18 protein-coding genes are annotated in these 22983 nt (G+C 57.9%); 7 read left to right on the forward strand and 11 right to left on the reverse strand.

Annotated elements, in window-relative coordinates; translation table 11 throughout:
• The first annotated feature begins 7 nt into the window (after positions 1–7).
• Positions 8–3637: a UvrD-helicase domain-containing protein gene (locus tag TRESADRAFT_RS00880; RefSeq protein ID WP_002701938.1), complete on the forward strand. Its 3630-nt coding sequence runs from the start codon at positions 8–10 to the stop codon at positions 3635–3637.
• Positions 3638–3712: 75 nt separating this feature from the next.
• Here the strand turns inward: TRESADRAFT_RS00880 and TRESADRAFT_RS00885 are convergent, their stop codons facing one another.
• The 11 genes from TRESADRAFT_RS00885 to TRESADRAFT_RS00935 all read right to left on the reverse strand — a co-directional run bounded on the left by TRESADRAFT_RS00885 (position 3713) and on the right by TRESADRAFT_RS00935 (position 17787).
• Positions 3713–4333 (reverse strand): hypothetical protein, encoded by a 621-nt coding sequence (locus tag TRESADRAFT_RS00885; protein WP_245534312.1) that lies wholly within the window; start codon positions 4331–4333, stop codon positions 3713–3715.
• Between the two features lie 301 nt (positions 4334–4634).
• On the reverse strand, positions 4635–7358 hold the full coding sequence (locus TRESADRAFT_RS00890; RefSeq protein WP_002701942.1) for a valine--tRNA ligase: 2724 nt from the start codon (positions 7356–7358) through the stop codon (positions 4635–4637).
• 210 nt (positions 7359–7568) lie between these two features.
• A complete protein-coding gene (locus tag TRESADRAFT_RS00895) occupies positions 7569–8303 on the reverse strand; it encodes a potassium channel family protein (RefSeq protein ID WP_002701944.1) in 735 nt (244 codons plus the stop codon).
• Between the two features lie 33 nt (positions 8304–8336).
• The gene (locus TRESADRAFT_RS00900; protein ID WP_002701946.1) at positions 8337–9752 is read right to left on the reverse strand and encodes a TrkH family potassium uptake protein; all 1416 of its coding nucleotides are present in this window, start codon (positions 9750–9752) and stop codon (positions 8337–8339) included.
• Between the two features lies 1 nt (position 9753).
• Positions 9754–10101 (reverse strand): Trp family transcriptional regulator, encoded by a 348-nt coding sequence (locus TRESADRAFT_RS00905; RefSeq protein ID WP_002701948.1) that lies wholly within the window; start codon positions 10099–10101, stop codon positions 9754–9756.
• 61 nt (positions 10102–10162) lie between these two features.
• On the reverse strand, positions 10163–11125 hold the full coding sequence (locus TRESADRAFT_RS00910) for an oligopeptide/dipeptide ABC transporter ATP-binding protein (RefSeq protein ID WP_002701949.1): 963 nt from the start codon (positions 11123–11125) through the stop codon (positions 10163–10165).
• The gene (locus TRESADRAFT_RS00915) at positions 11118–13256 is read right to left on the reverse strand and encodes a dipeptide/oligopeptide/nickel ABC transporter permease/ATP-binding protein (protein ID WP_002701952.1); all 2139 of its coding nucleotides are present in this window, start codon (positions 13254–13256) and stop codon (positions 11118–11120) included. Before TRESADRAFT_RS00915 ends, TRESADRAFT_RS00910 begins: the two co-directional genes overlap by 8 nt.
• Before the next feature lie 6 nt (positions 13257–13262).
• Complete coding sequence (locus TRESADRAFT_RS00920) at positions 13263–14351, reverse strand: ABC transporter permease (protein WP_002701953.1); 1089 nt, start codon at positions 14349–14351, stop codon at positions 13263–13265.
• Positions 14348–15064, reverse strand: coding sequence for a lysophospholipid acyltransferase family protein (locus tag TRESADRAFT_RS00925; protein WP_002701955.1), 717 nt, complete (start codon positions 15062–15064; stop codon positions 14348–14350). Before TRESADRAFT_RS00925 ends, TRESADRAFT_RS00920 begins: the two co-directional genes overlap by 4 nt.
• A gap of 36 nt (positions 15065–15100) precedes the next feature.
• Positions 15101–16960 carry an ABC transporter substrate-binding protein gene (locus TRESADRAFT_RS00930; protein WP_002701957.1) on the reverse strand — a complete coding sequence of 620 codons (1860 nt, stop codon included), beginning with the start codon at positions 16958–16960 and terminating at the stop codon, positions 15101–15103.
• Between the two features lie 2 nt (positions 16961–16962).
• Positions 16963–17787 carry a cytidylate kinase family protein gene (locus TRESADRAFT_RS00935; protein ID WP_002701959.1) on the reverse strand — a complete coding sequence of 275 codons (825 nt, stop codon included), beginning with the start codon at positions 17785–17787 and terminating at the stop codon, positions 16963–16965.
• A gap of 346 nt (positions 17788–18133) precedes the next feature.
• Here TRESADRAFT_RS00935 and TRESADRAFT_RS00940 point away from each other — a divergent pair, with 346 nt between their 5' ends.
• From TRESADRAFT_RS00940 to TRESADRAFT_RS00965, 6 genes are all read left to right on the forward strand, one after another.
• Positions 18134–18742, forward strand: a complete 609-nt coding sequence (locus TRESADRAFT_RS00940) for a hypothetical protein (RefSeq protein ID WP_002701961.1) — start codon at positions 18134–18136, stop codon at positions 18740–18742.
• A 235-nt stretch (positions 18743–18977) separates the two neighbouring features.
• The gene (gene sufC / locus TRESADRAFT_RS00945; protein ID WP_002701965.1) at positions 18978–19730 is read left to right on the forward strand and encodes a Fe-S cluster assembly ATPase SufC; all 753 of its coding nucleotides are present in this window, start codon (positions 18978–18980) and stop codon (positions 19728–19730) included.
• A 12-nt stretch (positions 19731–19742) separates the two neighbouring features.
• The gene (gene sufB / locus TRESADRAFT_RS00950) at positions 19743–21146 is read left to right on the forward strand and encodes a Fe-S cluster assembly protein SufB (RefSeq protein ID WP_002701967.1); all 1404 of its coding nucleotides are present in this window, start codon (positions 19743–19745) and stop codon (positions 21144–21146) included.
• Positions 21146–21484, forward strand: a complete 339-nt coding sequence (locus TRESADRAFT_RS00955) for a cupin domain-containing protein (RefSeq protein WP_002701968.1) — start codon at positions 21146–21148, stop codon at positions 21482–21484. The genes sufB and TRESADRAFT_RS00955 overlap by 1 nt, the downstream gene beginning before the upstream one ends.
• A 21-nt stretch (positions 21485–21505) precedes the next feature.
• Entirely contained in the window at positions 21506–22459 is a 954-nt protein-coding gene (locus TRESADRAFT_RS00960; protein WP_002701969.1) for a SufB/SufD family protein, read from the forward strand.
• Complete coding sequence (locus tag TRESADRAFT_RS00965; protein WP_002701970.1) at positions 22456–22866, forward strand: hypothetical protein; 411 nt, start codon at positions 22456–22458, stop codon at positions 22864–22866. The genes TRESADRAFT_RS00960 and TRESADRAFT_RS00965 overlap by 4 nt, the downstream gene beginning before the upstream one ends.
• The last annotated feature ends 117 nt before the right edge of the window (positions 22867–22983 follow it).

The raw sequence follows: 22983 nt of genomic DNA on the forward strand, positions 1-22983 counted from the left end.
AGCGAACATGGCAAAGAAACTCGACGAATACCAGGACAACGCCGTAAAGATGATGAGCAACGTTGTCGTAAGCGCGGGAGCCGGCTCCGGAAAGACGACCGTCCTCGCGAAAAGGGCGGCGCATCTCGTCACGGAGGAGAAATTCAAGATTGACGAGCTTCTCGTCCTGACGTTCACGAAAAAGGCTACCGTCGAAATGAAGTCGCGCATATTCAGCACGATTCGAGAGGAAGCGGAGAACGGAAACCCGTTCGCCCAGACAGCCGTCAGGAATTTCGACGCGGCGCAGATAAAAACGCTAGACAGCTACTGCTCCGAAATCGCACGGCAGGGCGCGCATTTCTACGGGATAACGCCAGGATTCTCGCAGGACAACGACGAGGCGGAGCGAACCATACGGAACATGGCAATTCCGTTCCTCCTCGAGCACAGGGACGACGAGGCTGTCCAGTCGCTCGCGCGCATGATGGACTTCAACAGGATTGCCGAGGACTTCTTCGTGAAATCGATTCTCGACAACTCGACGATAGCGGAGCCGGTAGACTTCGAGGGCGACGCGGAAAGGCAGGCGGACGAGCTTGCGAAAGCGTGGCAGGCGGAATCGGAGAAGGCGGAATCGCTCATCGCGGAAATAGGGAAGCTTTTTGCCGAAGTCGAGAACAGGAGCAAGGCTCCGGCGCCGGCAATCGAGGCGGCGCTCGCCTCGAGGAGCACGGAGGCGGCGCGCATCACGGCGGACGAGATACGGGCGGCGGACAGCAGGAAAATCGACGGAATCGTGCAGTACGCGCGCTCGTTCGCGCCGTTCACGTCGTTCAACAAACCGAGGAAGAACGCCGCCGATATTATGATGGCGGAAATCGGCGTGAAGCTGACGGAGCTGTACGACGTGATAGACAACATAAAGGCGCTCGCAAACGGCATTTTCGGCTACAGGATGTCGGCAAAAGCGGCGCGCCTTCTTTCGGCATTCCAGGAAAAAGCGAACAGGTCGAAGCGAATTTCTGGAACGCTCACCTTCGCGGACGTCGCTTCCCTCGCGCTCAAAACGCTCCGCGAGCATCCCGAAATCCGGCGGCTGGAGAAAAAAAAGTACCGCGCGATAATGATTGACGAATTCCAGGACAACAACGAGATGCAGAAGGACCTCCTTTTCATGCTCGCGGAAAAAGAGGAGCGCGAGGAGAAAGGCGTCCCCGACTACGCGGACGTGGACGGGCGGAAGCTTTTCTTCGTCGGCGACGAGAAGCAGAGCATCTACAAGTTCCGGGGAGCGGACGTCTCCGTTTTCAGGAGCCTCAAGGACACGGTGGGGGGAGCCGACGGCAAGGGAAACCTTGACCTACGGACGAACTACCGCTCGAAGCCCGAGCTTATCGCAGCGTTCAACACGCTGTTCGGCGGGCTTCCCTACCCGCCGGAAAAAGGCGGCGAGGCAGGCGACGCGCCGTCGATTTTCATGACGCGGAAACGGTTCGGCGACATTCCGAAATACGAGGCGGAATACAGCGAAGTGCTCATTCCGGAGGCAAAGCTTCAAGAAGCGGATTTCAGCAAGAAGCGGATGCACGTCGCCCTTTTTGTTGACGAGAAGGACGGCGACGAAAAAGCGCTGACGCCGATAGAGACGGAAGCATCGTTCGTCGCCGACAAAATCAGAATGCTTATCGACACGGGCATCGGCGGAAGGAAATACCGCGCGGGCGAAATCGCAATCCTCCTGAAGCGGACATCGAACCAGCCCGTCTTCGAGCGGATGCTGCTTGCGGCCGGCATTCCCTACTCCACCGAAATCTACAAGGGACTCTTCGGGGACGGCCCCGTAAACGACATCGTGTCGTTCCTCGCACTGTGCGCGTATCCCGAAGACGACAACGCGCTTTCCGTCCTTCTTCCGTCGCCGTTCATCAACGTGTCCGTCGACGATGCCGCGGAATTCATGGCGGCGAAGCGGGAAATCGAAGCGAAGCGCATGGAGAGCGTTCCCCCGTTCGACGAGGAGACAATCGGGCAGGCGGGAATCTCGGAGGAGGCGAAGGCGCGGATTCGGGAAACTGCCGCGCTGTACGAAAAAATCCGCGAATCCGCGAAAACGGAGCCGATTGCGCAGACGATAAGCTCGCTGTGGTACGGGCTTGGATACCGGTACGAGACGATGTGGAACCGCAGCGTGAGCATGTACGCGACGCTCTACGACATACTGTTCGAGATGGCGCGGAAAGCGGACGACAAGGCGCAGAGTCTTGCGGGGTTCGTCGACGAGATGAGGACGTACGCGGGCGAGCAGGAGAATGTCGAGAACCTTGACATCCCGTTCGAGGCGCGCGACGCCGTGAAGATAATGACAATCCACAAAAGCAAGGGGCTGGAATTCCCCGTCGTCTTCGTCGCGGAGGTAAACGGCGGCAAGTCGCTCGACAAGAACGACACGCCCGTTTTCGTGACGAAGGAGAACGGAGCCGTAATAAACACGCCGCCGTGCAAGGCGGTGGAAGAAGTCCGCTCGAAGGGGCACAGCTCAACAAGAAAGAACGTGAACTACTTCTACGACAAACTAAAGAAAGAGAACGACGCGAAGTCGGGCGCGGAACTGCGGAGGCTCGCCTACGTCGCGTTCACGAGGGCGGAGGAGCAGCTTTTCCTTACCGGAAGCTACGACGGGGATCCCGGAAAAAACGGGAGCACGTACCTTCCCGGAAGCTACGACGGAAACGAAACGGGAAAAGTCCCGCAGTCGATATACAACATCATCCAGCCGTTCCTCACGATGGAAAACATGCCGTTCACGTTCGAAAATATAGAAAAGAAGGAGCGAGCGCAATCGTCGCCGGAAAAGACGGCACGGAGCGATTTGCGGGAGAACAGCGACGGCGAGAAAGCGGAGCTGATTTCCGCGCTCGAAAAGACGTATTCCACGGCAAAAAAAATCGAGCCGGAGATTGACCCGAGCCCGTACATCGCGCCGAGCAAAATCGCGGCGGAAGGCGACGATCCGGAAAGCGACACGAAGACGGTCTTCCACGCCGAGTCACCGTTCCAGGAAATCAACGAAATCGTCCGCGATTCGATTCCCCAGGAAACGAACGAAAACGGGGAAGCGCTCGAGCCCGAATTCGGCTTCAGCGACTTCGGTTCCGTGGCGCACGCGTTCATGGAGGCGGCGTTCACGCCCGGAAAGCAGGAGCCGGCGGGAGTCGGCAAGTTCATCGCAGCCCTTCACGGAAACAAGACGAAAATCGACGCCGTTTTCGGCGCGTGCAGGAAGATGCGGGACGTTTTCCTCTCGTCCGAATACGGCAAGCGCGCGAAAGATGCAGACTGGCGGCGGAGCGAATTCAATTTCAGGAGCAGGATTCCGACCGCGAAAAAGGGCGACAGGATTGTGCGCGGAACTATGGACCTCGTTTTCGAGAACGGCGACGGGACGATGACGATTGTCGATTTCAAGACGAACCAAATCGTCGAGCCAAAAATGTACGAGGGGCAGCTCGCGCTGTACCGGCACGCGCTCGCGCAGATAAAGGGCGTTCCCGAAGAAAAGATACGATGCGTCCTGCATTATCTCAGGCACGGAAAATCGGTCGACATAACGGAGAGCTGCGCGCGGATTTCCGTCGAGGCGCTCGCGCTCGGATAAGGAGGCAGAAAAAAGGCGCCCCGGGGAGTTTCCGGGACGCCGCTCTATTTTCAGCTGGATAAAATCACTTGACAATCATTTTCCACTTCCTTTTACGGACGATTCCTTGACGCGGTTGTCGAAATAACCGCCGTCCTCAAGGTAACGCCGCCTTGTTCGTATCAGCTGGATAAGCTCCTGATACATATTGAAATCAATCTCAATGGCCATCGGGAGAAGATAGCATTCGGTCTCATCACAATACCGCTCGATGAATTTCGGGTCCGTGACGAAACCGAGGGAAATCATATTGGAAATCCGGTCGGCGCATTTGAGTATTTTCGCCTTAGGGCTTCCGTTCCTGATTATGCGCTTGAGGAACTGCTGCTTGTCCTCGTCATCGCGCCGCGTGACCTCCAGGACGAGGTCGAGGACTTTCTGCCCTTCTGCATCGGCATTCACAATCTGGTTCCTGTCAAAATTGGGAATATCCTCCACCGTGTCGTGAACGATTGAAGCCTTCAGCAGGACGGAATCGATATACCCGTAATCGATGAGAATCCCCAGCGTGTCCATCTGGTGGCGGAACATATTCCCGCCGGCATGGCGCACTTTTCCAATAAGCCCCGTCGCAATCTGCATGTAAGGAGCCATGAAAATCTCCTTGAGCTGCTGCATCTGCTCCGCTTCCATTTGCATGGGCTTTTCCGTCCGCATTTCGGGCATCTCCATTTTTCTCTGCGTATCTGTCCCCGAATCAGATTCCGCCACGCACGACTTGTTTTCGCACTTGTCACCCATAATAAACCTCCACTGTATATCCAACTGAAAATAAATATCTGGAGAACATCCCGAAAACATGAGTTCTCGGAACCGTTTTTGAAGCGGCAGCCGCAAGACGCCGCCCCAAAACAAACGCCCGCGCGTTCACCGCATTTTCGGGCGGAGCGAAAAAAAACCACGGAGCCACCGTTCCGCCATACGACGAAGAACCATCAGCTCCGTGGTCTTGTACGACTTACAATTCCTTTATGTATGAAGAAAGCTTCTCAATCCTGCGCTTCGTTTCCTCAAGCTTGTCGCGCTCAGCCTGAACGACTTCGGCGGGAGCGTGCTCGACGAATTTGCCGCAGAGCTTCGCCTCGGTGCGCTGCGCATCGGACTGGGCCTTCATCAAGTCCTTCTCAAAATGCTTGCGGAGCGTCTCCTTGTCGATGCTGTCGTCGAGGAGGATGAACGCCTCGAATCCCGTTCCGACCGTTCCAATCGATGACGAAGGCTTCTCGCCGACGAACTCGACATTCGAAAGACCCGCGAGGAGCTTTATCATGTCGACTTTCTCGCGGCAGACCTCGGCATCGCTTCCCGGCACGACGTGTATCGCGATGTTCACCTTGAACGCGGGGTCGATTCCGCATTCGTTGCGAAGGCCGCGCACGTTGCGGATAAGCTCCTGAAGGACGTTGAAGCGGCTCATCACCTTCTCGTCGCGCCGCTCGTCCCTGACTCTCGGGAACGGAGCCGTCGTGAGCATGTCGGAATACAGCTCGTCCGCGAGGATTTTCTGCCCGCCGGCAGCCTTCCTGTTCCCGACGATTTCCGCGAGCGGAAGCTTGGAATAGATTTCCTCCGTGACGAACGGGATGAACGGATGGAGAAGTCGGAGCGATTCCTCAAGGATGTTGAGGAGAACGGAAACCTGCCTGTCCTTCTCGTGCTCGTCGCCGTTCCTGAACGAAAGCTTCGTCGCCTCGACGTACCAGTCGCAGAATTTGTACCAGAAGAATTCGTATACCGCGGAAGCCGCGTCGTTGTAGCGGTATCCCTCAAGGGCGTCGCGCTCCGTCCTGCAGCAGGCGTCGAGCTCGGCGTAAATCCACTTGTCGAGCTCGGTAAGCTCGCCGTCGGATACGGGGATAAGGTTCCTTCCCTCGAGGTTTCCGAGGATGTAGCGGCTTGCGTTCCACACCTTGTTGCAGAATTTCGAGCCCATCTCGAACGTCTTGTTGTCGATGAGAACGTCCTGCCCCTGCGCGCAGAGGAACGACAGCGTGAATTTGAGCGCGTCAGAGCCGTACTGCTCGATTATCTCAAGCGGGTCGATTCCGTTCCCGAGGGATTTCGACATCTTGCGGCCCTGCTTGTCGCGGACAAGACCGTGGATGTAGATATCGTGGAACGGCGATTTTCCGGTGAATTCGAGCCCGGCCATTATCATGCGGCTGACCCAGAAGAATATGATGTCGTATGCCGTGACGAGCGCCGTCGTCGGGTAGAATTTCTGGAGGTCCGCCGTATTTTCCGGCCATCCCAGCGTAGAGAACGGCCACAGCCACGAGCTGAACCACGTGTCGAGGACGTCGGAATCCTGCCTGAGCTTGGACGCGTCGGCGCCGCATTTCGGGCAGCACTTCGGATCCTCGCGGGAGACGATTGTCTCGCCGCATTCGCAATACCACGCAGGAATCCTGTGTCCCCACCAAATCTGGCGGCTCACGCACCAGTCGCGGATGTTTTCCATCCAGTGGCGGTATGTGTTCTCCCATTTTCTCGGATAGAAGACGATGTCGCCGTCCTGCCATGCCTTGAGCGCCTTCTCGGCGAGCGGCTTCATCCTGACGAACCACTGGTATGAGAGATACGGCTCGACGACGGTCTTGCAGCGGTAGCAGTGCCCGACAGAGTGCGTCATCTTCTCCTCGTTCTTGAAGAATCCCGCCTCTGTCAAATCCTCGATGACGAGTTTCCGCGCCTGCTCGCACTTCATTCCGCGGTATTTTTCGGGAACGTTGTCGTTGAGCGTGCCGTCGGGATTGAGGAGGTTGATTATTTCGAGGTTGTGCCTCTTTCCGACTTCCCAGTCGTTCGGGTCGTGGGCGGGCGTAATCTTCACCATGCCCGTCCCGAATTCCTTGTCGACGTAGCTGTCGGCGATTATCGGGATTTCCTTGTTGATGAGGGGAAGGACGACCTTCTTTCCGACAAGATTCTTGTACCGCTCGTCATCGGGATTGACGGCGACGGCAGTATCGCCGAAGAACGTCTCCGGGCGCGTCGTGGCGACCTCGATTCTTCCCGAACCGTCGGCAAAATCATAATAAATATGGTACATCGCACCCTGCGTGTCGATGTGGTCGACCTCGTCGTCCGCAAGCGCCGTACCGCAGCGGGGACACCAGTTCACGAGATACTGCCCCTTGTACATAAGCCCGCGCTCGTACAGCGTGACGAAAACATCGCGGACAGCCTTCGAAAGCCCCTCGTCGTAGGTAAAGCGCTCGCGCGACCAGTCCACGGAATTCCCGAGCTTCTTCTGCTGCCTGACAATCGTGTCGTGATGCTCGTGCGTCACTTCCCACGTCCGTTCTATGAACTTCTCGCGCCCGAGGTCGTTCCGTCCCTTGCCTTCCTTCTTGAGCGCGCGCTCGACGACGTTCTGCGTCGCGATTCCGGCGTGGTCCGTTCCCGGAATCCAGAGCGTGTTGTCGCCCTTCATGCGGTGATAGCGGACGACGACATCCTGAAGCGTGTTGTTCAGCCCGTGACCCATATGAAGGACGCCCGTCACGTTCGGCGGCGGAATGACGACGGTGTAGTTTATGTTCTTCGCCTCGCGGAGAGCGCGAACGGGGTTGTCGCCGTCGGAATACGGCTTGAAATATCCCTTCTCGACCCATTCCGAGTAGATTCTGTCCTCGAATTCCTTAGGGTTGTATGCCTTCTCTAGTTCGATAGCTTTCATGTACTGCTCCAAGAATTTTTTTTTCAGCGCCGCCGCATTTTGTCCGACAAGAAAAAAGGAATTGGAGAAGAACTCGTTCCCCAATTCCCTTTATAGACTCGCATCGAAACTTCCGGAAACGCAATGCGCGCAAGCGGCTCTCCGCTGTGCTGACGGAAGTACCTTTATTATTGTTTTTTTCAAAAGTCCGTCAATGACTTTTTCTGATTTTTACCGATTTTTCCTGAAAAGTTTGCTCATCAAATCGAGCCGCCGTATCTTGGAGACAGCGGAATCAGCCTCGGCGTTCGTGCCGATGTACTCCTTTATGTCCGCCTCGGTTCCCGCGACGAGGAGATGCTGCCCCGTGATGAGCGCGAAATCGGCGGAGCGGACGAGAGAAAGCTCCGTGCCCTCGCCCGTCCTGTACGCGATTACGTTCAGCCGGTATTTCTTCCTGAATTCGACGTCGGCGAGCGTCTTTCCGGAAAGCTCCGGCTTCACGCTGACCTCCGCCATCGAGAAAAGCGACGAGACCTGAAGGAAATCGTAGACGGAGGACGAGACCAAAAGCTGCACGATTTTCTGCGCCGCGTCCAAATCGGGGAGGACGACCTGCGTCGCGCCGACAAGCTTGAGGATTTCGGCGTTCGTGTCGCCCTGCGACTTCACGATTATGTTCTCGATGTTCATCTTGTGGAGATAATTCGTCACGAGAATCGCCGCCTCGGTGTTGTCGTGCCCCATGTCGACAATCGCGTGCGTCGTGTCCTCCGGCACAATCTTCCGCAAAAGGTCGAAGTTGATGACGTCCAGAATCTGCGCGTCCTTCACCTTGTCGCGGTACTGCTCTATTTTCACGCGGTCCTTGTCGGCAACGAAAACCTCGGTCCTGTCGAGCGCGTAAAGCTCGTCAATTATCCTGCACGCGAAATTCCCCAGCCCTATTATCGAAATCGTACCCATAAACTATTCCTCCTTCTGCAAAGCGCGAAAAAATCATCCGACAAGGATTTCCTCGCGCGGGTAATCGACGAAACGCTTGACGTACTGCGAGCGCATCGGAATCGACAGCGAGAGCGTCATCACGCCCGTGCGCCCGCCGTACATCGCGACGATGAGAATCAGCTTGCCGAGAGGGCTGAGCGACGACGTTATCCCGCGCGTCAGCCCCGCCGTCCCGATTGCGCTTATCGCTTCGAACGAAAGGTCGCCCGCGCTCATAACGCCTGCGGAAATCGAAGAGCGCTCGCTCAAAAGAAGCGCGAAGAGGATGACGCTGATGAAAATCATCGCCTTGACGAAAACGGCGGACGCCTTGTCGGTGTCGTCGTACGACACGTCGCGGTGGAAAATCGAAAGGTAGCGCAAATCAGAGCTCGTCCTGAACGCCTGGCACATCACGAGGAAAATCGTCGTCGTCTTGATTCCGCCAGCCATCGAGCCGGGATTCCCGCCGATTGCCATGAGGAGCTCCGTGATGAACGTTCCCGCGGGGGAGAAGCTCCCCTCGCCCACAAGCTCGAACCCCGCCGTCCTGCATGTCACGCTCTGGAACAGGGCGTTCAGCATTTTCGTCCGCACGCCCATCCCGGAAAACGCGCCGTCCCATTCGAGGACTAGATAGACGGCGCTCGGGACGACAATCAGTATGACGGTCATGAGGAAGACTATTTTCGAATGGAGGGAGATGTTGTGCATTTTTCCCTTCCCGGTGATTTTTCTGCGTATGCGCGTCGAGCAGAACGAGATGACGTCCTGCATCACGGTGAACCCCAGCCCGCCGAAGACAATCAGGAACATGATGACGGAGACGAACGGGGCGTTCCCGCTCAGATGGTGAAGGCTGTCGCCCCAGGGCGCGAACCCCGCGTTGCAGAACGCCGACACGGAAAGGAAGAACCCGAAAAACGCGCAGTTGCCCTCGCCGCAGTCGCCCAATATGAGCGCGAGGACAATCCCGCCGAGAACCTGGATGGCAAGGCTGTACACGACAATCCGCTTCACGATGCTCCGGTGGTCCGTCTCGACGTCGGCTACGAAGAAATCCTTCACGACCTGCCTGCTGACGAGCGACAGATGCCGCGCGGGAAGCGCAAGGTATATCGTGAAGAACGCTATGAGCCCCAGCCCGCCAAGCTCGATTATAAGCATGAGGAACGAAAGCCCCGCGATGTTGAACCGCTCGATGTCCATCGGGCAGAGCCCCGTGACGCAAAGCGCCGAAACGGTTGTGAAAAGCGTGTCGATGTAGCTTGCCGGCCTGAAATCCTTGTAGAAGAACGGAATCTGAAGAAAACCGGAACCGACGACGGCTATGACGACAAAATAAGTGAAGATGTTGACGGAAGCCGGAGAAAACGAATTCCGTATGTTGAGGCTCTCGTCGAGGAGTTTCTTTACGCTGCCGTTCATGTCACTCCAGCCCCAAGCTCCGCGCCTTGTCCAGCAGCTTCCTGAACGCGCTGTCGTTCTTCTTCAGTTCGCGAGAGCCCCTCGTTATCTTGCAGAGCGACATGTGGTACTTGTTCGCAATCTCCCGCTGCGTCGTACCCTTGTCAATCTCGCGCACGAGAAGCCATCTCGTGGCGAAATCGCGCAGCTCCGACGCCGTGAAAAGGCATCCGAAGAAATCCGTTATGACTTTCTGGTCGTCGATTTTCGAAAGGAGGAAGCACATCTCGTCGAGGGCTCCGCGCTGCTCTCCCCCGAGGGAATCTTTTTCGGCGGCAGGCTTCTGCCATTCCGTTTCGTTTCTATCCATAGAGTCATATTCTACAGCCCTTGCCGGAATCATTCAATTAAAACGCGCTCCGGAACCGAAATCAGAGGAGATGGCAGCGCACCTTGTGGTTCCCGTCGTACTTCCACGGGGGAAGCTCCGAAAGGCAGACGGAAGACGAGTGCGGGCAGCGGTGCGCGAACGGGCATCCGGAAACGACGCCCGTGATGCTCCTCGCCTCGCCCGCCTTCGCGCCAAATGAATTTCCCGCGCCGCCGAAGAGCATCCTCGAATACGGATGGAGCGCCGTCCTGTACAAGTCGGCGGCGGGCGCCTCCTCGACGAGGAAGCCGCAATACATGACGCCGATTGTGTCGCAGAAATAGCAGCTCACGCGCAAATCGTGCGCGATGAAGAGGAGCGAAAGCCCGCGCGATTCCTTTATGTCCTGCAGAAGGTTCAGAATCTGCCCCTGAACAGACACGTCGAGCGCGGAGACAATCTCGTCGCAGACAAGGACGTCCGGCTTCATTATAAGGCCGCGCGCAATCGATATTCTCTGACGCTGCCCGCCGGAGAATTCGGACGGGTGGCGGTCGGCATCCTCGGGCGAAAGCCCCACCTCGCTCAGGACATCGCGCGCCTCGTCGCCTGCCGCGCGCCTTCCCGGATACACCGACGAATACCGGTACGAATCGGTGATGATGTCGCCCACCGAAAGGCGCGGGTTCAGCGAATGAGCGGGGTCCTGAAAAATGTATTTCACCTTCTCGCGGAAAAGCCTCAGCTTCCGGCGCCCGAGCGACGACACGTCGACCCCGTCCGACGAAGAATCCGGCTTGTACGAGATTGTCCCCGCGTCGGGGCGATGGAGCCCGACAATCATCCGCGCCGTCGTCGTCTTCCCGCATCCGGACTCGCCGACAATCCCGTACGTGCTTCCGCGCCGTATCCCGAACGAGACATCGTTCACCGCGTAGACGCGCCTGTTCCCGCCCGCAAAGAAACCCGCCTCGAGCGGAAACGATTTTGAGACATTCGAAACCTCAACAACGAAATCAGACATCCTGAATCCTCCAGCATTTTGCTTCCGCGCCCGCTTCGCCGCATTTTCCGCACGAAAACGCGCACCTCGGGGAGAACGGGCATCCGGGAACGGGGGACGCCGGGTCAAAAACGCGCCCCGGAATCGGATTCAGCCGCCCCGCCGTGTAATGGGAGCCGAACGAGGGCGTCGCCGACAGAAGCGCGCGCGAATAGGGAGAAAGCGAGCCGTCGCCGGCAGCGCCCGTCCCGCGTATCTTTTCCGCGGGGAACCTGTCCATGACGACTCCGCCGTACATCACTATCACATCGTCGCAGAAATCGGCAACAAGGTGTATGTCATGGCTTATGAATATGACCGAAAGCCCGCGCGTCTCGTTCAGCCGCCTGAGAAGGGAGACAATCTGCGCCTGAATCGTAACGTCCAGCGCCGTCGTAGGCTCGTCGGCGATGAGGAGGCTGCACCCCTGCGCCAGCGCGAGCGCGATGGATATCCGCTGAAGCTGCCCGCCCGAAAACTGGTGCGGGAAATTCCCGAGCCGTTTTTCCGGTTCGGGAAGCCCCACCTCGCGCAGAAGCTCGGACGCGCGGGAATCCGAGTCGGCGCGGGAAATTGTTCCGCAAGCGTTCCTGAACGTCTCGAAAAACGCGCTTCCGATGCTCTGGAGCGGGTCGAAGCTCCTCGACGGCTCCTGAAATATCATCCCGATTTTTCGTCCGCGGAATTCCCGGACTTTTTTTTCGCCGAGACGCAACATGTCGACGATTTTTTCCCCGTCGTCGAACAGGATGCGCCCTGAAACGGACGCGTTCGGACCGTGGAGCGCGGTAACCGCCATCGTCGCGACGGTTTTTCCGCTTCCCGACTCACCGACGATGCCGAGAATCCCGCCACGCCGCACCGAAAAGCTCACGCCGCGGACAGAACGGACTTCCACGCGCTCCATCCCGCGCACAATCGAGAACGACACGCGGAGATTCTCCACGCGGAGGATATCGCCGCCAGAGGAAACGCCGTTTTCCCCGCCGAGGCTGATTCCGCCTGCCGCCTGCCGCCTTCTTCCGAAAACACGGAAGAACGATTCCCGCCAGCCGGGAACGAACGTGTGGTACGGGTCGAAATAATCGCGGAGCGCGTCGCCCACGAAATTGAACGCCATGGTCACGGAAAGGAGGAGGAACACGGGGATGAGGAGCCACGGGAAATTCCGCAGGTTCGACAGCGTCGATATGTCGCGGTTGATGAGCGAGCCCCACGAGACCGCGGGGTCGGCAATTCCCAGCCCCAGATACGACAAAGTCGTCTCGCTCATTATGAAGCCCGGAATCGCGAGCGTCGTGCTGACGATGAGGAGGCTCGAAACCTGCGGGATGATGTGCCTGAATATCACGGCAATTCCCGGAACGCCTTCAAGAACGGCATCCTCCACGAATTCCTCGCGCTTTATGGCGTGCACCATTCCGCGGAGCGTGCGGGCGCTTCCCGGCCACCCGACGAGGGCGAGCATCACCGTGATAATCATGTAGCTTGTCCCGCTGTCCATGACGTTGTTCAGAAGCGAGCGGAGGAAGAGAATCAGGTAGAGGCCGGGGATGAGCATGAAGAACTCGCTCGCCCGCATTATCGTCCAGTCAGCCGCGCCGCCGTAGAATCCCGCCGCGCCGCCGAGGACAATCGCGAGAAGGAGCGAGACCGCGCTCGCCACGAACCCGATTGTGAGAGAAATCCTGCTTCCGTGGACGATTCTGCTGAAAAGGTCTCGCCCCAAATTGTCCGCGCCGAACAGGAAGACGGGATACGCGTTCCCGCTCTCATCAGGCTCGACGCCGAAAAGATGGCGGGAGAAGCGCATCCCCAAAAACGAGTATGGCTCCCCCTTCGCGAAAAACGTTATCTTGTGGTGGAATTCCTCGCCCCGGACTTTCGCGTAGAGGCATTTCGAAGGCTCAAGGACACGGCACTCGCGCGCGACAAGACCGTGCCGCGTCAGCTCGACGTTTCCCGGATGGAACGATGACGAGCCGAACGACGTCGTCGGGGAATACGGGGCAACGAACGGCGCCGCTATCATCGCCGCATACAGGAAAGCGAGCAGGCAGACGGACAAAGCCGCAAGCGGCCTACGGAAAAGGTATCCAAAAATCTTCTTCATTTTCATTCAGTTCTTACCATAACGTATGCGCGGGTCCGCCAGCGCGAGAAGGATGTCGGATATGACCATCCCGAAAAGGACGAGCGCGCCGATGAACATCGAATTCGCGAGGACGAGGTTCACGTCCTGCTGGAGGACCGCCTCGTACATGAGCCGCCCGATTCCGGGATAGGAGAAAATGACCTCAAGCACGAGGGAGCCGGAAAAAAGGCTTGCGAGGAGGTTCGCGCTTCCGGTGATGTACGGGTTGAGCGTGTTCCTGAACGCGTGCGCGAGGTAAATCCGCCGCTCGCTTATTCCGCGCGCGCGAAGCGCGACGATGTACGGCATTCCCATCTGGTCGAGGACGGTCGAGCGCACCATGCGCATCGTCGAGCCGACGCCGCCCAGGAACGACGCGAGGAGCGGGAGGAAAATGTGGTGCGCGAACGAGAAAACGAATTTCCCCGGATTCTCGCGGAACGGGAATTCAGGATACGCGGTAACGGGAAAAAGCCCCGTCGCCGAGGCGAAGAGCTGGAGGAGAATCAGAAGGAGGATTCCCGGAAACGCGTGGAAGAACAGCGCGAAAAACGTCGCAGCGACGTCGATTCCCGTCCCCGCCTTGCTCGAAAAATAAATTCCGAGGAGGAACGAGAAGAACGTTATGAAAACCAGCGAGATTATGTTCAGGAGAAGCGAGTTCGCGATTCTGCTCCTTATGAGGAACGAGACGGGCGCGCGCGAAATAAGGCTCACGCCCAAGTCCCCGCGAAAGACGCGCCCGAGCCAGTCGAGATACTGCATAGTGAACGGCTTGTCCAGCCCCAGCTCGGCGCGGGTACGGGCAAGCTGCTCGTCGGAATAGGCGCCGCCGTCGTTTCCGGCAGATGTCGGCGCGGAAGCCTGCTCCATAAGCTTCTGCGACACAAGCTGGTCAACGATGTCGCCGGGAGCGAGCGCCATAAGCGCGAACATCGCCCACCCGAGAAGAAGGAGGACGGCCGCCATCGTGACGAGACGCGACGAGACGAACGCCGCAAGCGGAAAATTCCGCCGGAACGCCCGCCACGGGTACGAAACACGCGAGAAAAAGGCGGCCCCGAAAAGATTCATTCGCCGAGCGGAGCGCATACAATCTTCTCCACGCGCGCGGGAATCTCCGCCATCTGCTCCTTCGTCAAACCGGCCGTCTCAATCGGATCGTGTATTATCATGCGGACGCTCGCGCTCTGGAGGCGGTTCTTCTCCTCGTAGATGCGCCACGTCCCGTCAATCGTGACCGGAACAATCGGCGCGTTCGACTTGAACGCCAGCTTGAAGCTTCCCGCCTTGAATTCGTGGTGCTTTCCGCCGCGGCTGCGCGTTCCCTCCGGGAAAATCACCTGCGAATATCCCTTGGAGACGTTCGCGGCAGCGTCGAGGATTGCCTGCACGGATGCGCGGGGGCTTTTCCGGTCGATGAACGTGCACTGGAGCATTTTCATCCACGCGGAAAGGACGGGAATCTTGGAAAGCTCGATTTTCGCCACGAACGCCATCGGTTTTCCCGTGTAGCCGAAGAGGAGCGGGATGTCCATCTCCCCCTGGTGGTTCGCGATGAAAACGACGGCGCGGCCGGCCGGAAGCTTCTCAAGCCCCTCGACAGTCACGTCCGATTTCGTCACCTCGAAGACGTACCTCGCCCATGCCGGCACGATTTCGTTGACAATCCTGTCGCGCTCGGCGATGTTTCCCTCCCTGTCGAGCCTGCGAACGAGGCGCAGTTTCGGATTCTGCCTCACCATATAGAACGCGATTCTGATGAACGCCCAAATCGTCCTTATCATATATTTCAACTCCTTACGAAATTTGATTCCGAAAAATCACTGCGCGATGAACACGTGCGAAAGCTCCGCTCCGTGAACATTGTCGAACGTCACGTTCTCCATGTCCCACCTGTTCTGCAGCGCGAAGAAACTCCGCGGGCGGACGAGATAGATGAGCGGGCACTCCTCAAGGAATATCCGCTGGTACTCGCTCCAGAGCGGGAACGCCTCGTCCTTGTCGACGGTGCACGACGCCTTCCGGAAAAGCTCGTCGACGCGCGCCTCCCATTTTGTCGCGGGCGTCTTCTGCAGCGGATTCCACAGATGGAGGTTCCCGGACGAAAGCCAGACGTTGCTTCCCTGCGTCGGGAAATATCCCCCGCTGAAGCCGATTATGACGGACTGCCAGTCGTATTTCGACATCAGCTGCCCTATCAGGCTCTGGAAATCCACCTGCCGCACGTTCACCGTAACGCCCGCCTTCCTGCATTCGTCGGCGATTATCTGCGCGATGTCGCTTACCACCGTCCCCGTCGACTGAATCGAAAGGTCGAACTCGACTTTCACGCCCTGCTCGTCGCGGAGGATTCCATCATCGCCCAAAGAAAAGCCGCACGACGCGAGAAGGTTCCGCGCGCGGTCAACATCATACGTGTAGTCGAGGACGGCATCTTTGTCGAAGAACGCCGTCGCCTCCGAGAAGAACGTGAGTTTCGGGGAGGCAAGCCCCCGGTACGTCTGGGAAATTATCCTGTCGCGGTTGAGGAGGCAGCTCATAGCCTGGCGGAATTCCTTTTTGCAGAACCAGCGGTAGAACGGCTTGTCCTTGTTCACGGGATTCTCGTTGAACGACCAGAACGACGCGGAAAGAGCCCCCTCGGAATTGAAGACGGTGTACCCGTCGCGCGCGCCCGTGGCGTTCCCGTAGAAGTCGAACGCGTTTTGCGCTCCGTCCACAAGCCCGCCGACTTTTTCCGGCGACGGGACGAAACTCTCAAGCTCGCCGTTCCTGAACATCATCATCTCGGTGTTCGCGTCCCCCACGATGCGGACGACGCGCGTCTGCGGGTACGCCACCGAAACGCCGTTCGAGTCGCGCTCCCAATAATCGGGGTTCCGCTCGTAGACGAGGCGCTGCCCCGGAATGTATTCCGCGATGAAATAGCGACCCATGCTCGGTATGGTCCGGGGGTCGCATCCGATGTTGAACAGCGCCTTGACGCCCTTCGCGCCGCCCTCGTCCTTCGCCTTCTTGTAGATGAACGCCGGCCCGAAGCTCATGTTCGTGAGGAGAAGCGGCTCGGAGAATATGCGCGGGATGTGGAAGACGAACGAGCGGTCGTCGATTTTCTCGATTGAGATTCGCTCGAACGACCCGTCGTCCATCTCCATGAACTGGGAATTGTACCGCGACGAGCCGATGTCCTCGGCGCACAGAATCTCGTCGTACCAGAAGACGACGTCGTCGCTCGTAATTTTGACTTTCTCGCCGGAGCCGTAAAAACTCCACCACAAATCGTCGCGGAGGGTGTACGTCACGTCCATCGTACCCGCATCGGAATCGACGGAGACGGAGAACGATGCCGCGCGCGCGTACCACGACTGCGTTATGACATCGTACCCGATAAGCGAATCGTAAAGCGGGTCGATGAACGCGGACGTGTCGCCGTCCGTTTCCGCGATGATGATGTTGAAGCTTTTGGGGTCGCTCATCATCGTCGTTCGCCAGACGCCGCCCGGGCGCCCCGGAGCGAACCCGCTTTTTTCCTTGGGACGCGAGACAGTCCGCTCAACAAGCGAATTCCTGTTCTCCTCGCGCCACCGGGAAATCTCGTCGAGCGTCATCTCGGGAACGCGGGCGCATCCGGAAACGAAAAGGGAAACGAGCGCCGCGGCAGGAAAAAAAAGGCGTGCCAAAATCAGCGCCCCTTCATGTAATCCTGGACAATCCTGACGTTCGACTTGAACGAGAATTCGGGAAGCTCGAGCGAGATTATCTTCCACGCCTTCTCGACTTCCGCATAGGAACTTGCGACGCCGTTCAGGACGACGGTCTGCCCCTCCACCGTCACTCGGAAATCGTCAATCTTCACGTCGTACGTGAAGACGAGCATGTTCGCGATTTTCTGCCCGAGAAGGAGCATGTTCAGCCGCTCCTGCCCCGCCTTCTCGACTTCCGGGGTGATTTTCTCGCGCGCGTACGACGCGATTGCCGACGCCGCCGCATCGACGCCGCAGTTTCCGGAATTGATTATCATGTCATAGAGGAAATTGTCGTGTATCCTGAAATTGAAGAAGCTTCTGTGGAACCCGTACTGATGGCGGTCGGCGCCCCGCAAAACCTTGAGCGCGATTTTCTCGTCCATCTCGGGGCTGCTTCTCATAATACGCGCCGCACGCAGTTTTCTTTCTTCTATTATTCTGAACGAGACGCAGCTTTCTATATCCTTCAGCACGAGGAACGCCCCCCGCCCCGCAATCACGCAGTCGCCGTCCTCCGACTCGGAAAGAATCGCCGTGCGCAGATAGTAGAGATACTCGTCCTTGTCGCGCGACAGGCTCGCAAAAAAACCGGGTTTGAGCCCGTCGTACTTCGCGATGACGCTTTCCGGGCATCCCAGACTCCGCATCCGCTCCCTCAGGATTTTTTTCCCCACCAGGCGGAAACCGAATTTTTCGGAAAGCCTGACACATATGTCATCACCCGCAGACCCGAACTGCCGAGAAACAGTCACAATCGCCATAAAACCTCCGCCGAAAGGAAAAATTGGATTTGCCCCGGAAACATCCGGCACGCCCGCCCTTCCGCACCAGAAATTTACCAAAAATCCCCCCCTTCGGAAACCCTGCCGCCCCATCCCGACCATGAGAACTTTCACATCTCCACGTTCCGCACGCGCTTGTGCCGACAAATCCGAACAGGAAACGCAGCATTTTCCTCAAGCGCCGAACTCAGAACTCGTCTCGCCCATCAATCCGCGCACGCAAAAAAAGGGCGGAACCACGTTCCGCACGCGCTTGTGCCGACAAATCCGAACTTGGAACGCAGCATTCCCCCTCAAGCGCCTGAATCTATGATAAAATACATTCATGCACGACTTTGAAGAACCGCTCGAATTCGACGTATCATGCGAAATCATGATGCTTCTCTACGACCTGCTCACGCCGACAATAATGAAGGGAATCGACAGGGAATTCAGGAGGCAGAACAAGAACAACGCGAGCAACGACATACCAAAAGCAAAAATACTCCAGAAGATGCTTTCCATTAACATGGACAGAATCGAGGAGGACATGTACATAACCCCGGGCGAAAACGGAAGGACGTACCTCACCGGGGAATGGCTCCTCCGCCCGCTCCTGTTCCGCGGGAAGATGATGCCCACGATATACGCGCTCAAAATCGCATTCGCCGAAAACGAGAACCTCAGGGACAAGGAAATCGTATTCATCCCGAAAATGACGGGGCTCGAATTCAGGAAGACAAGATGGCGGGGAAAAACGTCCCTCCACACATCCTACAACCTCCCGACAAGCGCGCTTGTCCGCGACCCGCTGAAGGATGACAACATCGAGCACGGAAAAAGGCAGAAATTCGGGCCGCCGCCGCTCATCATGTTTTTGTTCCGCATGATTTTCTTCGTACGGTCGATTCCCGAGCGAATGAAGGCCCCCCGAGACAAAAAGCACGGCCAGTAGAGAAAATCCGTCATGCCCGTAGTGCCGGGAACAAGTCCGACGACATTCCGCCCCGGGCATTTTTTGCCGCGAAGCCCCGGCAGTGCAAAAACCCGCCGTTTTATCTCCGCCCGTTTTCCGATAGAATACGCATTGCATCTATCGGTGCAATTGAGTATCTTTCCGTTTACGGAAATCATTACCCACTTTTCTAATAGGCAATCTTGAAATCACATTCAAATTCGGAGGCACGACAATGAGTCTTTTGGACGTAAATACACTTTCTGTTGACATATCGCTCGGCGATGGGAACAAGCGCGTTCTCGACGGCGTGAGCCTTTCTGTAAATCCAGGGGAGACGCACGTCCTCATGGGGCCGAACGGCGCCGGAAAATCGACGCTCGGATACACGCTCATGGGGAACCCGCGCTACACGGTCGCAGGCGGAAGCATCGTCTTCGACGGGGAAGACATCACGGCATTGGGCGCCGACAAGCGGGCGGCGAAAGGGCTTTTCCTCAGCTTCCAGCAGCCGCTTGAGGTTCCGGGCATCTCGCTCGAATCGTTCATCAGGAATTCGCTCCAGCAGCGGACGGGCGAGCGCGTCAAGCTCTTCCAGTTCCAGAAGGAGCTGAAGGCGACGATGCAGCTCCTGAACATGGACGAAAGCTACGCCGGACGCGACCTCAACGTGGGGTTCTCCGGCGGCGAGCGGAAGAAGAGCGAGATTCTCCAGCTCCTCATGCTCAAGCCGAAGCTCGCGATTCTGGACGAGACGGACTCGGGGCTTGACGTGGACGCGGTGCGCACCGTGTCGAAGGGAATCGAGGAGTACCAGAAGCGGCAGAACGGCGCGCTCATCATCATCACGCACTCGACGAAAATCCTTGAGAGCCTCCATGTCGACAAAACGCATGTCCTCGTGAAAGGAAAAATCATCAAGGAAGGCGACGGCTCGCTCGTGGAGAGCATAAACGAGAGCGGCTTCGAGCAGTTCCTGGACGCGTGAGAGGGGAACACTATGGCAGAAAAGCAGGACATAAAGAGCATGGCGGACTCTCCCTACGACTTCCGCTATGAGGAGAAGGGATTCTACAGGAACGAGGCGGGCTTGACGGCGGAAATCGTCGCGAAGCTCTCCGACGACAAGAACGACCCGGAATGGATGAGGGAATTCCGCCAGAACGCGCTCAAAATCTACAACGAGCTGAAAGTTCCCGAGTGGGGGCCGGACATTTCGGGCCTGAACATCGAGGAAATCGCGACGTATGTGCGCCCGAACACGAAGATGCAGGGAAAGTGGGAGGACGTCCCCGACGACATAAAGGAGACGTTCGAGAAGCTCGGCATTCCCGAGGCGGAGCGGACAAGCCTTGCGGGCGTGGGCGCGCAGTACGACTCGGAGCTCGTCTACCACAACCTTCAGGACGAGGTGGCAAAACAGGGCGTCATCTACACGGATTTTGAAAGCTCCCTCCGCGGAGAGTACGCCGACATGGTGAGGGAGCACTTCATGCAGCTCGTCAAGCCGGACGACCACAAGTTCGCGGCGCTGCACGGGGCGGTCTGGTCGGGCGGCTCGTTCGTCTACGTCCCCAAGGGCGTGAAGGTGGAGGTTCCGCTCCAGTCGTACTTCCGCCTGAACGCCAAGGGCGCGGGACAGTTCGAGCACACGCTCATCATCGTCGACGAGGGCGCGGACGTGCACTTCATCGAGGGATGCTCGGCGCCGAAGTACAACGTCGCGAACCTTCACGCCGGCTGCGTGGAGCTGTATGTGAAGAAGAACGCCCACCTTCGGTATTCCACGGTGGAGAACTGGTCGAAGAACATGTACAACCTCAACACGAAGAGGGCGCGCGTGGAGGAAGGCGGCTCAATCGAATGGGTCTCAGGCTCTTTCGGAAGCCACATCTCCTACCTCTACCCCCAAAGCGACCTCATCGGGCGCGGTGCGCGGGCGGAATTCACGGGGGTCACGTTCGCCGGCGAGGGGCAGAACCTCGACACGGGCGCGAAGATGGTGCACATCGCCCCGAACACGACGAGCGTCATCACCACAAAGTCGCTCTCGAAGTCGGGCGGAGTCTCCACCTACCGGAGCGCGATATATATCGGGAAGGAGGCTAAGGGAAGCCGCGCGAGCGTGTCCTGCGAAAGCCTCATGCTCGACAACATCTCCCGGAGCGACACCGTTCCAGCAATGGACATCCACACGGACGACTGCGACGTGGGCCACGAGGCGAAAATCGGGCGCATCTCCAACGACGCGGTGTTCTACCTCATGAGCCGCGGAATCTCGGAGGAGGAGGCGCGGGCGATGATTGTCTCGGGCTTCGCGAACCCCGTCTCCAAGGAGCTTCCCCTCGAATATGCGGTCGAGATGAACAACCTCATCAGGCTTGAAATGAAGGGAGGTCTTTGATGAAAAACGACAGATGGGTATTCCACGACGAAGCGAAGGCGGCGGACGGCGGCGAAGGCGTCACGAGGCGCGTCCTCGCGTACAGCGACAGCCTCATGTGCGTCGAGAACACGTTCGAGGCGGGCGCAATCGGAAAGCTCCACAGCCATCCGCACACGCAGATAACGTACGTCGTCAGCGGCGCGTTCGAGTTCGAAATCGGCGGCGTGAAAAAAACGGTACGCGCGGGCGACTCGATGCTCAAAACGGACGGCGTCGTCCACGGATGCAGATGTCTCGAGGCGGGAATCCTGCTCGACATATTCAATCCGTACAGGAACGATTTCGTCGAGGACTGACGCTCCAACAAGGAAAGAAAAATGAGGGAAAAACTTACATTCAACGAGATAAACAAAAGCCCGTGCCTCACATGGAACTGGCTCAAGATGAACCGCGCCTCGCTTGAAGTGGAGGCGGACGCCGAGGCGGAAGGCGGGAAACGGGAAATAAAGGCGACGAAGAAAGGCGAGACGGTGCGGATTCCGCTTGCGTTCGATGACGGAAAGAGATACGAGCACGAGCAGGTCGTCACGGCGGAGGAGAATTCCGAAATAACCGTCATAATCGACTACACGTCCGACGCGGGCGCGGGCGGATTCTCATCCGTAAAAACGCGGCTCGTGGCAAAGCCGTACTCGAAAATCCACCTGGTGAAGGTCAACATGCTCGGGCAGGGATTCGTGCAGATTGACGACACGGACGGAGAGTGCGCCGACAACGCGGAAATCAGCGTCACGCAGATTGAGCTCGGCGGCGCGAAAACATACGCGCAGGTCAAGAACGAGCTGAAAGGCTTCGCATCCTCGTTCAAAAGCAGCACGGCGTACATCACCGCAGGGACGCAGCTGCTCGACATGAACTACGTCGTGAACCACACGGGGCACAAAACCGACACAAAAATGGTCGTCAAGGGAACAGTGTCCGGCGCGGCGCAGAAAACATACCGCGGCACCATCGACTTCAAGCGCGGATGCGCGGAGGCAACCGGCGACGAACAGGAGGAGACGCTCCTCCTCTCCCCGGCAGCCGTCAACAAGTCGATTCCGATGATTCTCTGCGACGAGGAGAACGTCTCGGGAACTCACGGAGCGACGCTCGGAAAAATCGGCGCGGAGGAGCTTTTCTACTTCCAGAGCCGCGGAATCAGCGCGGAGACAGCGGAGAAAATCCTCTCCTGCGCGAAGGTCATGAGCGTCGCCTCGGAAATCCCGGACGAGGAGCTGAGGAGCAGAATCGGCGCGTTCATCGGCGCGGACGAAGAGAGCGGACGATGAGGACGGGCGCGCTGGCGGCGGTTCTCGTGACGCTCGTCGCATTCGAGGGGGTGCGGGCCGCCCGCTCCGCTTCGGAACGCAAGAGCGAGACGGAAAAAATCGACTTCACCGTTCGGCGCGGCACGGACGGATGGACCGACTGCGGGAAATTCACCGCCGCCGAAAAATTGACGAGCATAAGCGCGAAAGGGCTTCCCGAAGGCGCGGAAATCTCGCTGGCGAAAGACGGCGGCGCGAAGGCCGAGAAAATTCAGGAAGTTCCGGGAAAAAGCGCGATTTTCAGGACGGACGCGGGCGAAGAATACACCGTCTCCGTCCGAATCCCCGTACCCGAGACATCGGACAGGGGCATTTCCATCAAGGCATACCGCGCAAAAAAATCCGACGGCACGGGCGCCGGTTCATGAATAAACTTGTTCGGAACATTCAGTTTCCGAACAGGACCAATGATGTTCCGGGCAGCCCCGGAAAAAGAAAAATCCCCCGGCAGCCGGTTCTCTCGACCATCGGGGGATTTTTTCACG

Origin of the sequence: Treponema saccharophilum DSM 2985, from assembly GCF_000255555.1 — a bacterium.
Taxonomy (GTDB): domain Bacteria; phylum Spirochaetota; class Spirochaetia; order Treponematales; family Treponemataceae; genus Treponema_D; species Treponema_D saccharophilum.